Source organism: Roseibium sp. (assembly GCF_965276855.1).
Classification (GTDB): Bacteria; Pseudomonadota; Alphaproteobacteria; order Rhizobiales; family Stappiaceae; genus Roseibium.
The window spans coordinates 1,491,774-1,504,630 of record NZ_OZ255700.1; the positions used below are offsets into that span (position 1 = coordinate 1,491,774).

A 12,857-nucleotide genomic window follows, 5' to 3' on the forward strand; every position below is an offset into this window, starting at 1 on the left:
TATTTTGGGCAAGCTCCAGAGTGTCGATTGCATTGCAATCTGGGTGGAGCTTGTCTGAATGATCATTGCCTATTGCCCGTCAGTGAATGGCCTGGAACGTGTCGAGCTTGCCGATGACGCAGCCCTGCCATCAACCTCTGTGTGGATTGACCTCATCAGTCCAACGCAAGAAGAGCGGACCAAGGCAGAGCGGTTGATGGGGGCCGAGATCCCGAACCGGGACGAAATCACCTCAATCGAAACGTCCGAACGATTCTATCTGGAACCGGGCGCGGTCGTGATGACGGCACAGATGCCAGCCGTTGCCCATACGCTGGATCCGGTCCGGTCTTCCGTGACCTTTGTTCTGAATGCAAAACGCCTGGTGACCGTTCGATACGGTGAGCCGAAATCCCTGACGCTTTTGGCCCGGAAGGTACAATCGGACGCAACAATCGCGCATCTCGGACCTGCGATCATGTTTGCGCTGTTGGACATCATCGTCGACCGGTGCGCCGATGAAATGGAAACCGCATCTGCTTGTTATGACGACCTTGCGCTCAAAGTCTTCGGCGACGGCCTCAACACAAGGAAAACCGCCAGCTACAAGGATGCAATCAGGGAACTGGGACGGATTGGCTTGAGAGTAGCCAAGATGCACGATGTGTGCGCCGGCCTGGCAAGGATGGTGCTCTACATGACCACCCATGCCAAGCGCTTCAATCTCAGCGACGACCAACTGACCGATTGCAAAATGTATGGGCGGGACATCCATTCCATCAAGGAACACGGCGATGCGCTCGACAACAAACTGACGTTTCTTTTGGATGCAACTGTTGGCCTGGTCTCCATGGAGCAAAACCAGATCGCGAAAATCTTTACCGTTCTGGGGCTGATTTTCTTGCCTCCGACGCTGATTGCGTCGATCTACGGCATGAATTTCGTAAATATGCCGGAGCTCCAATGGCAAATGGGGTTCCTGTTTGCCATTGGTCTGATGGTCATCTCCGTCGGGGTGACCTTCTTCCTGTTCCGCTGGCTCCGGCTGCTCTGAGCGGGCTTAGGACGTGTGGACGAATTGGAGATGCATTTCGCCGGGATTTGCATCGTTCAAGATCAAGGAAATCCGGTGAAGGTGATGCTTGCGCATCATCAAGACGGATTTGCGCTGGAATTGAGCAATGCAAACACGGCCCAAAGGGTGAGACAGGTGCCAGCGATCTGGCACCGCCGATCCCTTGACCGTATATCGATACGCTCTACCGGACCGTCGCCGCCATATCTTGGCACTTGTCTCACGAAATACGTCCCAATTCGTCCACACGGCCTAGGGGTAAAGGCGTTCTTTGCTCCACGGCTGAGACGGCGCAGACCGGGTGAACTTTACCCGGTCATGAAGCCTGAAGGGCCGGTCCGCCCAAAACTCAATCTCACTGGGGATCAAGCGCAGTCCTGACCAATGGTCGGGGCGTGGAATTTCGCCAATGCCGAACTTAGCCGTGTATTTGGCTACTTCCTTTTCTAGCGCAAAACGGCTTTCCAGCGGACGTGATTGGCGGGAGGCCCAGGCACCAATACGGCTGCCGCGCGGTCTGGACTGATAATACTCATCCGCTTCTTCGGCGGACACCTGGACAATCTCGCCCCGGATTCGGATTTGGCGCCGCAGAGACTTCCAATGGAAGCACATGGCTGCCTTACCAGCCGACAACAGTTCACGGCCCTTGGCGCTTTCCAAATTCGTGTAAAACACAAACCCGGTTTCATCAAAACCCTTCAGAAGAACCATACGCACATTTGGCAATCCGTCCGGATCAACCGTCGACAGCGCCAAAGCATTCGGATCGTTGGGTTCGGTCGTTTTGGCTTCCTCAAGCCATTCATCAAACAGCTCAAATGGTTTCTCTGCCTCAACAAAGTCACCTTTTGTTAACTCTTCATGGGGATTCTTGAGGTCTGTCATTGGTACCCTGTCGAAGGATTCGATGGCCGGAGGAACGGCAAGAAGATGCCGCCCTTGAGAAAGGCTATCAAGTGATGCGCCGTACGCGTTCATATACTGCCAGACCCAGCAAGATCCACCCCCTGAAAAGCCAATATGCGGTGGTGTGCGCACTTGTCATGGGATTGACCACATCGGGGTGCAGCCAGGTTGGCATGCAGGTCGGCACCGATGATCTGAAAACACCGACCATTCTGACGGGATCCATTCCCTCAGCGGCTGATGAAGCCTACACAGATCTCAGCGTTGAAGACCGGCAATCCATTGCGAAGAACTTTGACACCCTGGACCAGGATCTGGCGAGCGGAGCGGGCCTGGAAGACTTGAAACTGCCGTGGCTGAACGGCATCAGCGGAAACTCTGGAACAATTTCCGAAATCAATTCGACTGCGTTTAAGCAGACCGGGTGCCTTGGTTTCAAAACCACCGCCAACACCATCAGCGGCATCAAACTTTACTCCGGCACAGCTTGCCGGGACATTACACAGAAGTTTGCCGTCACAGCGCTCACAGTCGCTGACGCTTGAACAACGGAAAATTCGCTGTAAAAGAACCGAGGGTCCACCGTCGGCGCTCTGGAATTTTTTCCTATCCGTTACGATATCTAAGGTAACGATGGTCGGACAACGATATGCGGGCAGTGCCTTGTGACAGGCATCAAGACCGGCACAAGCGGTCCAGACCGGCAATCTTGTGAACACTGGTGAGACGAATGCGGGATCCCTACAGCGTTCTCGGGGTGGCGAAATCCGCCAGCGAGGGCGACATCAAAAAGGCCTTTCGGCAATTGGCCAAAAAATACCACCCGGATCAGAACAAGGACGATCCGGGGGCACAGCAGCGCTTTTCCGAAGTAAACCAGGCCTATGAAATCATCGGCGACAAGGACAAGCGGGCCCAGTTTGATCGCGGCGAAATTGATGCCGAGGGCAAGCAGAAATTCCAGTCGCGTGGTTTTGATGGCTTCTCCGGATTTGAAGACTTTGGTGCAGCCGGTGGCTCCCGTGGGTTCCGGTCCTCCGGCGGAGCTGCGGGCGGTGGCGGGTTCGATGACATCCTGAATGACATTCTGGGTGGTTTCGGCGGCCGTGGTGGCGCGCGCGGAAGTGCGGGCCCAGGTGCCAGCGGGTTTGCAGGTGCAGGCGGCGCCAAGGCGCGCCGGCCCTCCCCCTCCAAAGGCGCGAATGCAGATCTGATAGCCGCCGTGTCGCTGGAGGATATTCTCAACTCCGGCAAGGCTCAGGTCACGCTCCCGAGCGGTAAAACCGTCAACGTCACACTTCCCAAAGGCGTCGTTGAGGGCGAAAAGATCCGGTTGAAAGGTCAGGGCCATCCGGGCGATCAAGGCGGTGCTGCGGGTGATGCCCTGATTGAGGTCCGCTTCAAGACGCACAAGCTGTTTGACGTCAAAGGCTCCGATCTTCATCTGGATTTGCCGATCACGCTCTATGAGGCGATCCTCGGCGCTAAGATCCGGACACCGACCCTGACCGGCGCTGTCAATCTGACCATTCCGGAGAATACCTCCAGTGGCAAGACCATGCGTTTGAAGGGCAAGGGCTTGCCAACCAAAAACGGCGGTCATGGCGACCTCCTGGTCAAGATCCAGATCATGCTGCCGCCGCACGGGGATGATGAGCTGGACACCTTGATGAAGGCATGGCGGGAGATCACCCCGTACCGGGTTCGCGGTCCCGAATTCGACTAGGACTTTAACCCAGAACAATGATGGCGGTGCCTGTCACCGCAAGGAATGCGCCCGCAATGGCCCTGGGGTCCGGGCGCATTTTTGTTTTAAGCCACAGGATCGGCAGCACAAATAGCGGGGATAGGGATCCCAGCACCGCCGCGATCCCTGCCTCCATGTGCGCAAAGGCATACAGCAACAGAGACGAAGAAAATCCGTAGCCAATGACGCCTGGCAAGATCGTGCGCACAAGAAGATAAGCGTTAGGCTCGGATTTTGGCTTGAAGATCGCCGCTGGCCACAGGCTAATCAAAACAACAAGACCGGCTGCACCTGTAAGGCGAATGGCCGCCACGGCAATGGGCTCCGCACCTTGCTCAAGCATCGGCTTGACGGCAAGAAACCCACCTCCCTGAAGAGCGGCGGCTGCAATCCCCAATAGAACCACTGGGCCCAGGATTTTGCGAGCACCGGTTATCGGCACCTCATCCGCGTGATTGGCCTGGATCGCGAGAACAATGCCCGTGATAACCACGCCTGTACCTGTGATGTCCGAAAGAGAAAGCGTTTCGCCGAGCCAAATGTAGGCCATCAACGCAACAAGAGGCGCCTTCAAGCACAAAAGCAGTTCCGTCAGACGCGGGCCTCCCCGTCGGAGGCACTCGATCATGGCAAGGTTGCCAAGCAAGACACCACCGACCACGCTCAAAGCGTATGCCGGGATGTCGATGGTGGCAGGGGCCGGCCACAGGCCCAACACTGACGACATCAAAGACATCAAGGCTGCGCAAGCGATTAGCTGAATTCTCGTAAACTCAAAAGCACCCAGCTGACGGGCAGGCCACTGGGCCAGGACAATTCCAGATGCCCAACCAAATGACGCCGACAAAGCGGCGACTGCCGGAAGCAACGCTATCATCACAAAATCTCACGCTATTCTTTTCATAGCAATAAATCGCTATAAAAAGAATAGCAAGCAGTCACTGTAATCGAACGCGCAGATGCGAAAGGCACCATTGGCTTTGGGCGCAGCGGCAATTAGGTGGGAGCCAATATCGCGTTAGAGGCCGTACATCAGCACAGCGGCACTCAAAATGATCCAGGTAATCGTAATCGACCAAAACAGAACGGGTGTTTCGCGTTTGCGAACCGGTTCGATGAGATGCGTTTCTCCGGTACGAAGTGCCGGAATGGCCCAGGCCAGGAATATCAGCCCCCAGACCCAGGACTGGTCCAGCATAAATGCCCCCCACAACACGGCGAGCGCGGCCGCAGGCTTCCAATAACGGAAAAGAGACTTGGACGCCGAGTCGTCCTCACAGTTTGCACCAGCTTTGGGTACAGCCACGAAGAACGCCGCGCCATCCGGGTCCTGAACTAGGACCGCATCACCGTCCTCGTAAAGAACCGCTCCGCCCTTGGCCTCGACGGTCGCTTTGGCGCGATCTCGGTCGGCAACAGAAAAATGTATGCCCCAGAACTCGAAAGAGCCGCGGATCGCTTCCGGGGCTTGCACGAGATCTGCGACATGACGGCCATTGGAATTGAGGATCTGATAATGGCTGTAGGTTTCTCCAGCTCCCGATGATGGCTTGAAACGCCAGCCAAACAAGTGCTCGTAAAAGCTGATGACCCGGGCAGCGTCTGAAACATAAAGCGCATTCCAAATCATTGAGCCTTCAGGGGCATTATCCGAACGCACTGGCAGGCCGCTGTTCTCAATGACGGTAAAGCCAGCGCCGAGCGGATCCCGGATCAACGCGATGCGGGCATCGTCCTGAAAAGGCACCGGACCCAGCTCAACCTTGCCGCCATTTTCTCGCGCTGAGGCCACCGCCGCATCAGCATCCCCAACCTCAATGTATCCCATCCAGAAGCTGGGGAGCTTCATCTCCTGGAATTTTCTGGGCATTTCGAAAATGCCAGCAGCTTCACCAGCCCTGCTTTCAGCTACGGCATAGTCGGAGCCATCTGGCAGCTGGTTGACCGCATAGTCCCAACCAAAAAGGTCTCGATAAAAAGGCCTGGTTGTCTCAGGGCGCAAGGTGGACAGGTCACACCAAACAAAGTCTCCGACCGCCATCATTCCTCCAACTCTCACTTAGCCCGAGATGGGCGTTGTTATCGCTGGATGCAATGGCAGTATTTATCCGGCTTTGGCTGCGCGCATCCGTTTCCGGAGATATTTGACAGCCGACCGGTAGTGGCTTGCACCGGCAGCTTCTGCAAAACGACCAGCGGGCCATTTGCTCTGGCTTCCCTTCATCGGCGCGCCATATAGCTCTTTGTCAGTCAGATTTTCGATAAGGGCCAGCAATTCAAAATGGTTGGTCTCAAGCAGTGTGCGGACAGAGACCCAAGAAAAGCCGGATTGACGCGCTCTCAAATCGGCATTGTAGCGCGGCGTTTCCGACCATTTGTAGCCTTCAGCGGGGATGTGGACCGGGACGCCCGATTGACCATCCCGGTACCATTTCAAGAACAACTCGATCCAGTGCGCACGGTGTCCCACGATATCCTTGGGGCTGATGCCGTCTTCATCCTTTTCCAGGCGCTGCATAGCCGGAAAGGCATCAAGCACATCTTTGAGTTTGCTCCATTCCTTTACGGTGATCTCAAGAAGCTCTGATTTTGACCCTGCCGCCATCTTTGACCTGCGATACCAAACTGGATTTCCTCAAAAGCTTAGCGGTCCTGATATCCGTACCACCAGTAGGCTCCTTGCAAATAGAGCTTGCGCAACGAAGGCAGCGGGAAACGTTTGAACGGCTGTTGCAGAGCGGCAGGCAGGTCTTCAGGGCGCACGGTGCCTAATATCAGACCCGCGGCTTTTTCTCCGGACAAGGAGGCCATGGCAATTCCACTTCCATGCCAGCCCATTGCCGCATAAACACCGTCCATCCCGGGGATTTCACCGACAAACGGGGTCAGGTTGCGGGCCAGGCATACGCGGCCGTACCACTGATATTCACTCTCAACATTCTTCCAGGCGGGAAACATCTGATCAAAATCCTGCCTTGCGCGCTTGTGCATGGCTTTGAGGGACGGTTCGGTCTCGAATATTCCGCCGCGCGTTCCAAACAGGAACCTACGATCAGGCATCAGCCGGAAGTAATGCAGCAAAATACGGGAGTCTGACGCCATCGTCTCCGACGTCCAACCTTGAGCGGACAACTCATCCTCGGACATTGGGCGCGTCACATGAATGGACGACATGACCGGGAGCGTTCGGCCGTGAAGCCATTTGGGCACGGTCTCCTTCGCATAACCGTTGCCGGCAAGCACGACACCTTTTGCGCGCACGAAGCCATGTTCGGTATCAAGCCGCCACCGGTCCCCATCGCGGCTCATACCATTCACCGGGGACTTGCCGTAGATCCGCCCCCCCTTCCTGCGCACTTGATCTGCAAGGCCAAAGAGATAGGCCATCGGATTGAGCGCAAACCCGTACGGGATGTGAAGACCGCCGTGAAAGCCGGGACCGCCGTAGCCTTCTTTGTCCAGCGCTGCTTTGTCCAGCACCCGGGACTTGACCCCGAAATTCTCCTTCAGGTAGTCCGCTTCAGCCTTTAAACCGTCTAGGTCTTTTGGCCTGTGCGCCAGAGTGATTTCGCCTTTGGAATGGCAGTCGGCGTCAATCCCCCAAGTCTCCAACCGCTGAGCGACCTGGTTGATGCCGGCGACTTGATAGGCAAGAAACTTGCGCGCTTCTTCCAAACCGAAACGCCGCACAAGCTGGTGAACACTCAGTTTTGTCCCACCCAAACAACAGAATCCGCCGTTCCGGCCTGAGGCTCCGTAGCCGACATGCTCTGCTTCCAGCACGCAGACCGAAACACCAGCTGCTGCCAGCTTCATCGCAGCACTCAACCCGGCAAATCCGGCACCGATCACCGCAACATCAAACAGCGCATTGCCCATCAGCTGACGGTCCGTGCGCAGTGCGGGTCTGCTTGCTTCCCAATAGCTTCCCGCCAGTTGCCGCTGATCTTGTGTCTTCTGGAGCATCTAAATGCCGAGCCGATCCCTTAGTGAGAACCATGTCATAGCTAGGACGAGCAGCGGAAAACGCAACTTGTCGCCCCCCGGGAACGCTGGAATATCAAGCCGTTCAAAGACATCAAACCGGCCTGCGGTTCCAGCGATGGCTTCGGCCAGAAGCTGCCCTCCAAGCGTTGCCATGGCGACGCCATGGCCGGAATAGCCTGTCGCGGTCAGGATGTTGGGTTTGACGCGTGCGAAATAGGGCATCCGCTTTGGGGTGATGGCAAGAGTTCCACCCCAACCATAGTCGATTTCGACGTCCGCCAGCTGCGGATAAATTTCAGTCATCGTCCTGCGGACAAACGACTTGATGTCCTCCGGGAAGCGATAGCCATAGTTCTCGCCGCCGCCGAACAACAGACGCCGATCAGCAGACAGACGGAAGTAATTGATCACGAACTTGCTGTCGGCAACCGCGACATTGTCGCGGATTAGGGCCCGTGCTTCGTCCTCGGAAAACGGCTTTGTGGCAACGATGAAGTTGTTGATCGGCATGACATGGGCTGCCGTTTCTCGGTTGAGTTTGCCGAGATAGCCGTTGCAGGCGAGGATCAGATGGCGGGCCTTTACTGCCCCCCCGGTGGTTGAAACCTGAACGCCGCCAGAGGCCTGCTCTTCAATCCCTGTCACCTTGGTTTCTTCGAAGATTTTCGCGCCGGCCTTATCGGCAGCAAGCGCCATGCCCAACGCGTAATTCAATGGGTGGAGGTGTCCCGCGCCCATATCCAGCGACCCGCCGAAATACTTCGGACTGCCGACCATGTCGCCGATCTCATCACCATCGACAAACCTAATTTGGTCATAGCCATAGGTCAGCCGGAGATGTTCGACGTGGTCGCGGCTGTCTTCCACGTAGGACTTGCGATGATCGGCGTGGAGAATTCCAGGCGTGTAATCGCAGGCAATATCGTGTTTCGCGATCAGGTCTTTGACAAGCGCTTTGGAATCCTCCGCCAGATCCCAAAGAAGTTTTGCATGAGACTTGCCGTGGCGGGTTTCCAGGACATCCTGTTCGACACGCTGACCGGACCCGACTTGTCCTCCGTTGCGTCCGGACGCGCCCCAACCGACGCGGTTGGCTTCAAGAAGAACAACGTCCAAGCCGCGTTCGGCGAGATGAAGTGCCGCGGAAAGCCCAGTATAACCGGCACCGACAATCACCACATCGGCAGCCCGTGGCCCGTCTAACGGTGCATAGGTCGTCTGCCACCGTGCTGTTGCAGCATAGTAGGAGGGCGGGTGTTGGCCGGGTGTGTCATTGGCGGTCAGAAGGTCAAGCGAATTCAGCATGTCGCGGTGCCGGTAAACATGAATGGTGTCATGATGCAGATGGCCTTTTCAGCATCGGTCAGCTTGATTACCCTGTTCTCTTGTGACCAATGTTGCAAGGCAAAAAGGCGAAGGTTGTTGGAATTTCACTTTGTTGCGCAACATCTTGACAGCTTACCTTAAGGAAGCCCCGAAGCCAGTCATCGCCATTGATGGCGAAGAAGAAAGGCAAATTTGTGTTTGGTGGATTTGAACATCCCTGGCTGGATCCTCTCTGGAGGCGGATCCTGATCGTCGGCTTTTGTGCAGCCTGGACGGGCGTGGAATATTATAATGACAACCAAACTTGGGCGATCATCGTAGGGGCGATTACGGCTTATGCGTTCTATGGGTATCTCATCGCCTACAAAGGCTCGACAACGAAATCGCCTGAAGATCAGGAATGACGGGAAATGCCACACGTGTTGAGCCCCTATTTGGCACTCCTTAAAGGCACAACCTTCGGCAGGGTCAAAACCGCTCTGGCGTCGGTGGGGCTTGGCCTCCTGATTGTCAGTCCTGCGCAGGCACAACACTCCCCTCAAACGCAGGTTCAGGATGTTCTAAACAACCGCTGCGTGGTGTGTCACGGCTGCTATGATGCCCCCTGCCAACTCAAACTGTCTTCCCCCGATGGATGGGCCAGAGGGGCGAGCAAACAAAAGGTCTACGAATCTTCCCGCCTTGATGATGCGCCAATGACGCGGTTGAGGATCGATGCGAAGACTATTCCAGAATGGCGCCAGAAAGGCTTCTTCCCGGTCACGGGAACATCAGAACAACCTTCGACGCTGGTACAATTGCTGCAGTCCGGGCGCGACAATCCGTTTAAACTGGGCGCGGCATTGCCAGACGAAGTTGAGCTCGGATTGAACCGGGACACGTCGTGCCCTGCGCCAAATGAAACGGCAGACTATCTGAACGATCATCAGTTTGGCGGTATGCCTTATGGTATGGCTCCGCTTCCAGAAAGCGACTACCGGATTTTATTGGCCTGGGCCAAGGCCGGGGCGCCCGGCGCCGTGGAGCCCGTTGATCTCCCACCAGGTGTCTCGGCGCAAGTAGCTGAAATCGAAGGGTTCTTCAATCAAACGGCGCTGAAATCGAAACTCGTTGCCCGCTACATCTACGAACATCTGTTTCTGGCGCATCTACACCTTGAAGGCGATCATCCGGACCGCTTTTTCCGTTTGATACGGTCTAGAACTGCACCGGGTAAACCGGCCAATGAAATTGAGTCACGCCGCCCCTTTGATGATCCAGGCGGCCGTTTCTTCTACCGCCTGATCCCGTTGAACGAGACGATCCTGCACAAGCAGCACATCGTCTATGAAATCGGGCAGAAGCGCCTTGCCCGCTACATCGAATTGTTCCTGAAACCCGACTGGTCGTTAGATGCGCTGCCAGCCTACTCTACGGCCGCCGGCGGCAATCCACTGTCGACCTTCGCCGCAATCCCGACCCGCAGCCGCTATCAATTCCTACTCGACAACGCTCTTTATTTTGTCCGCTCGTTCATCCGTGGACCGGTGTGTTATGGCCAAGTCGCGGTGAATGTGATCGAGGACCGTTTCTGGGTGTCGTTCCTTGACCCTGATGCTGACCTTTCTGTGACCGACCCTGATTATCTGTCACAAGCAACGCCCATTCTGGAACTGCCGGTCGCCGTCTCAGACAGCTCGATTTCGGGCCGGATGCGTAATTTTCTGACACTTGGCCCCATCAAATATCAGGAGTTTCGGCAGGCCCGCTACAGGCATGCTGCCCGGACAACCGGCGGCCTGAATTATCAGGACATCTGGGACGGGGATGGCAGCAACCATGATGCCCGGCTGACCGTTTACCGGAACTTCTCATCCGCATCTGTGGTGCGCGGCTTTGCGGGGTCCATACCTGAAACCGCCTGGGTGATCGATTTCCCTCTGTTTGAACGGATCTACTACAATCTTGTTGCCGGGTTCGACGTCTTCGGAAATGTCGAACACCAGTTGACAACGCGTCTCTACATGGACAGCCTGCGCCGTGAGGGCGAACGAATGTTCCTCTCCTTTCTGCCTCCCAAAAGCCGGGATCCGCTCCACAGCTCCTGGTACCAGGGGACTCTCGTTTCCCTCGTCGACCGATGGAAAGAAGCACCTCTCGATACCGAAACACCAACCGGCATAACTTTTCAGACCAAAACACCAAAGGCCGAATTTCTGAAGGAGCTCCTTCAGATTGAGCCGGGCCTCTGGCCGAAAGTCGACCCGATCAACCGCTGCACCGGGCGCGCTTGTGCCTCGCCTGAAACACCAGCCGGGCAGTTGCGCCCGCTGACAGTGAAACCCGCGCCGTTTGCAAAGTTTATGCCCGACATCGCCGTGCTTATTGTGGAGCGCGCGGAGAACGACGAGATCTACACGCTGGTGCACGACATGGCACACAGCAACGTTGCCTTCGTCTTCAACGAGGATTTGCGCCGCAAGCCGGAAGATGACGCGATGACGATTGTTCCGGGCCAGTTCAGCAGCTACCCGAACTTTATCTTCCAAGTGGAAGAGGCTGCGCTGCCCGAGTTTGTTGAGGCATTGAGCGCGGTTCGCAGTCAGACGGATTTTCAAGGAGTGGTGGAGACCTTCGGCATTCGCCGGACACATGCAGAGTTCTGGATGATTTTTGATCAGGTTCAAGCTGCCTTGAACGCACAAGATGCTGTTGAAGCTGGTCTTCTAGATCTCAATCGCTATACCGACCCGAAAGTGACAGATCCGATCGAGCGGCTGTTTGGTTTCACCTTCAATTTCAACTAAGCCCGCATTTCCCGGATCAGCCAGTCGCAAAAGGCCTGAGCCTCAGGGCTTAGGGCTTGGCGGGGTCCGGACGTCACCAAATAATAGCTGTGCCGGCTTGTGATGACCTTGTCCGTTGAGCGAATGAGCCGACCACTTTCCAGATAGGGTTTGGCGAGCGTTTCCAAAACGAGTGCATGGCCATGACCAAGGGCCGCCAGCTCGAGGGCAGACAGAGTTTGGTCTACCTGCAGCCCTGACCGCCCCGGAACTGCGTATCCATAAAGACGGAAAAAGCTTTCCCAAGTGTCCAGAACCCCCATGATGTCGAGCCGGACAGCCTGACTAAGCTGTTCCACGTCGCTTTTCGTGCTGTCCAACGCAAGATCAGGATGGCAAACGGCGATCACCGGGTCGTTGACCAGGAACTCAACAGCGCCGTCACTCCAGGTTCCATCGCCAAACCGCACATCGATCTCAAAGAGATCCGGATTGAGGGTCTCAGCCCAGGCGGCGGAGATCATTTGAACGTCAATACCGGGGTTCTCCGCCTGAAAATCCGCAAGCCGCGGGATCATCCAGAGGTGCCCGAAGCTGGACAGGCAGCGGAACCGGACCGGCTTGCGCTCCCGCCCGCCAAAAACCGAGACTGTCGCAATCGACAGATCGGAAAACGCCTTTTCCACCGACGGCAGATAGGTCTGCCCAAGCCGGGTCAACTTCAACTCCCGGTGCAGGCGATCAAACAATGGATATCCGAGCTGCTGCTCCAGCTGGCGCACCTGATAGCTGACAGCGGCCGGCGTAATCAGGAGTTCTTCGGCAGCACGCGTGAAATTTCCGAGCCGGGCAGCTGCTTCGAACGCTCTCAACCACGGCAAGGGCGGAAGGTTATAGGCCATCCAAGGTTCTCAGCCGCTGGTTTGTGTCAAAGATCGCTCCATTTCTCATTGTGCGCCCATCGCCTCCTTCAAATTTTTTCGATGTTACACCAAATGATTTTTCGCTTCAGGCTTTTTGCAAACTCATCGAAAGTTACCAGAGCGATCGAATGACCGGAGCAGATCCG

The 12,857-nt window shown here is 56.1% G+C and carries 12 protein-coding genes; 5 read left to right on the forward strand and 7 right to left on the reverse strand.

Annotated elements, in window-relative coordinates; genetic code table 11:
* Nucleotides 1-58: 58 nt before the first annotated feature.
* Nucleotides 59-1,033 (forward strand): CorA family divalent cation transporter, encoded by a 975-nt coding sequence (locus ACQY4Z_RS06780; protein ID WP_428527807.1) that lies wholly within the window; start codon nucleotides 59-61, stop codon nucleotides 1,031-1,033.
* A gap of 273 nt (nucleotides 1,034-1,306) precedes the next feature.
* On the opposite strand, the gene pdxH is transcribed toward ACQY4Z_RS06780, so the two are convergent.
* On the reverse strand, nucleotides 1,307-1,942 hold the full coding sequence (pdxH, locus tag ACQY4Z_RS06785) for a pyridoxamine 5'-phosphate oxidase (RefSeq protein ID WP_428527809.1): 636 nt from the start codon (nucleotides 1,940-1,942) through the stop codon (nucleotides 1,307-1,309).
* A gap of 158 nt (nucleotides 1,943-2,100) precedes the next feature.
* On the opposite strand from pdxH, the gene ACQY4Z_RS06790 reads away from it, so the two are divergent.
* Nucleotides 2,101-2,508, forward strand: coding sequence for an RT0821/Lpp0805 family surface protein (locus tag ACQY4Z_RS06790; protein ID WP_428527811.1), 408 nt, complete (start codon nucleotides 2,101-2,103; stop codon nucleotides 2,506-2,508).
* Nucleotides 2,509-2,693: 185 nt separating this feature from the next.
* Nucleotides 2,694-3,689, forward strand: coding sequence for a DnaJ C-terminal domain-containing protein (locus tag ACQY4Z_RS06795; protein ID WP_428527813.1), 996 nt, complete (start codon nucleotides 2,694-2,696; stop codon nucleotides 3,687-3,689).
* Between the two features lie 4 nt (nucleotides 3,690-3,693).
* On the opposite strand, the gene ACQY4Z_RS06800 is transcribed toward ACQY4Z_RS06795, so the two are convergent.
* The 5 genes from ACQY4Z_RS06800 to ACQY4Z_RS06820 form a co-directional block, all read right to left on the reverse strand.
* Nucleotides 3,694-4,587: a DMT family transporter gene (locus tag ACQY4Z_RS06800; protein ID WP_428527815.1), complete on the reverse strand. Its 894-nt coding sequence runs from the start codon at nucleotides 4,585-4,587 to the stop codon at nucleotides 3,694-3,696.
* A gap of 141 nt (nucleotides 4,588-4,728) precedes the next feature.
* Nucleotides 4,729-5,754, reverse strand: a complete 1,026-nt coding sequence (locus tag ACQY4Z_RS06805; RefSeq protein WP_428527817.1) for a VOC family protein — start codon at nucleotides 5,752-5,754, stop codon at nucleotides 4,729-4,731.
* Between the two features lie 60 nt (nucleotides 5,755-5,814).
* A complete protein-coding gene (locus ACQY4Z_RS06810) occupies nucleotides 5,815-6,315 on the reverse strand; it encodes a ClbS/DfsB family four-helix bundle protein (protein ID WP_428527819.1) in 501 nt (166 codons plus the stop codon).
* Nucleotides 6,316-6,353: 38 nt separating this feature from the next.
* Nucleotides 6,354-7,676: an NAD(P)/FAD-dependent oxidoreductase gene (locus tag ACQY4Z_RS06815; protein WP_428527821.1), complete on the reverse strand. Its 1,323-nt coding sequence runs from the start codon at nucleotides 7,674-7,676 to the stop codon at nucleotides 6,354-6,356.
* A complete protein-coding gene (locus tag ACQY4Z_RS06820) occupies nucleotides 7,677-9,002 on the reverse strand; it encodes an NAD(P)/FAD-dependent oxidoreductase (RefSeq protein WP_428527823.1) in 1,326 nt (441 codons plus the stop codon).
* A gap of 191 nt (nucleotides 9,003-9,193) precedes the next feature.
* Here ACQY4Z_RS06820 and ACQY4Z_RS06825 point away from each other — a divergent pair, with 191 nt between their 5' ends.
* Both ACQY4Z_RS06825 and ACQY4Z_RS06830 read left to right on the forward strand, forming a co-directional pair.
* Complete coding sequence (locus ACQY4Z_RS06825; RefSeq protein WP_428527825.1) at nucleotides 9,194-9,427, forward strand: hypothetical protein; 234 nt, start codon at nucleotides 9,194-9,196, stop codon at nucleotides 9,425-9,427.
* A gap of 6 nt (nucleotides 9,428-9,433) precedes the next feature.
* The gene (locus tag ACQY4Z_RS06830; protein ID WP_428527827.1) at nucleotides 9,434-11,809 is read left to right on the forward strand and encodes a fatty acid cis/trans isomerase; all 2,376 of its coding nucleotides are present in this window, start codon (nucleotides 9,434-9,436) and stop codon (nucleotides 11,807-11,809) included.
* Here ACQY4Z_RS06830 and ACQY4Z_RS06835 read toward each other — a convergent pair.
* The gene (locus ACQY4Z_RS06835; protein ID WP_428527829.1) at nucleotides 11,806-12,690 is read right to left on the reverse strand and encodes a LysR substrate-binding domain-containing protein; all 885 of its coding nucleotides are present in this window, start codon (nucleotides 12,688-12,690) and stop codon (nucleotides 11,806-11,808) included. The genes ACQY4Z_RS06830 and ACQY4Z_RS06835 overlap by 4 nt on opposite strands.
* Nucleotides 12,691-12,857 lie beyond the last annotated feature (167 nt).

Coding starts and splice junctions, on each gene's coding strand:
- ACQY4Z_RS06790 (WP_428527811.1), top strand. CDS start 2,101: ATGGGATTGACCACATCGGGGTGCAGCCAGGTTGGCATGCAGGTCGGC.
- ACQY4Z_RS06810 (WP_428527819.1), bottom strand. CDS start 6,315: ATGGCGGCAGGGTCAAAATCAGAGCTTCTTGAGATCACCGTAAAGGAA.
- ACQY4Z_RS06795 (WP_428527813.1), top strand. CDS start 2,694: ATGCGGGATCCCTACAGCGTTCTCGGGGTGGCGAAATCCGCCAGCGAG.
- ACQY4Z_RS06830 (WP_428527827.1), top strand. CDS start 9,434: ATGCCACACGTGTTGAGCCCCTATTTGGCACTCCTTAAAGGCACAACC.
- pdxH (WP_428527809.1), bottom strand. CDS start 1,942: ATGACAGACCTCAAGAATCCCCATGAAGAGTTAACAAAAGGTGACTTT.
- ACQY4Z_RS06800 (WP_428527815.1), bottom strand. CDS start 4,587: ATGATAGCGTTGCTTCCGGCAGTCGCCGCTTTGTCGGCGTCATTTGGT.
- ACQY4Z_RS06835 (WP_428527829.1), bottom strand. CDS start 12,690: ATGGCCTATAACCTTCCGCCCTTGCCGTGGTTGAGAGCGTTCGAAGCA.
- ACQY4Z_RS06820 (WP_428527823.1), bottom strand. CDS start 9,002: ATGCTGAATTCGCTTGACCTTCTGACCGCCAATGACACACCCGGCCAA.
- ACQY4Z_RS06780 (WP_428527807.1), top strand. CDS start 59: ATGATCATTGCCTATTGCCCGTCAGTGAATGGCCTGGAACGTGTCGAG.
- ACQY4Z_RS06825 (WP_428527825.1), top strand. CDS start 9,194: ATGGCGAAGAAGAAAGGCAAATTTGTGTTTGGTGGATTTGAACATCCC.
- ACQY4Z_RS06815 (WP_428527821.1), bottom strand. CDS start 7,676: ATGCTCCAGAAGACACAAGATCAGCGGCAACTGGCGGGAAGCTATTGG.
- ACQY4Z_RS06805 (WP_428527817.1), bottom strand. CDS start 5,754: ATGATGGCGGTCGGAGACTTTGTTTGGTGTGACCTGTCCACCTTGCGC.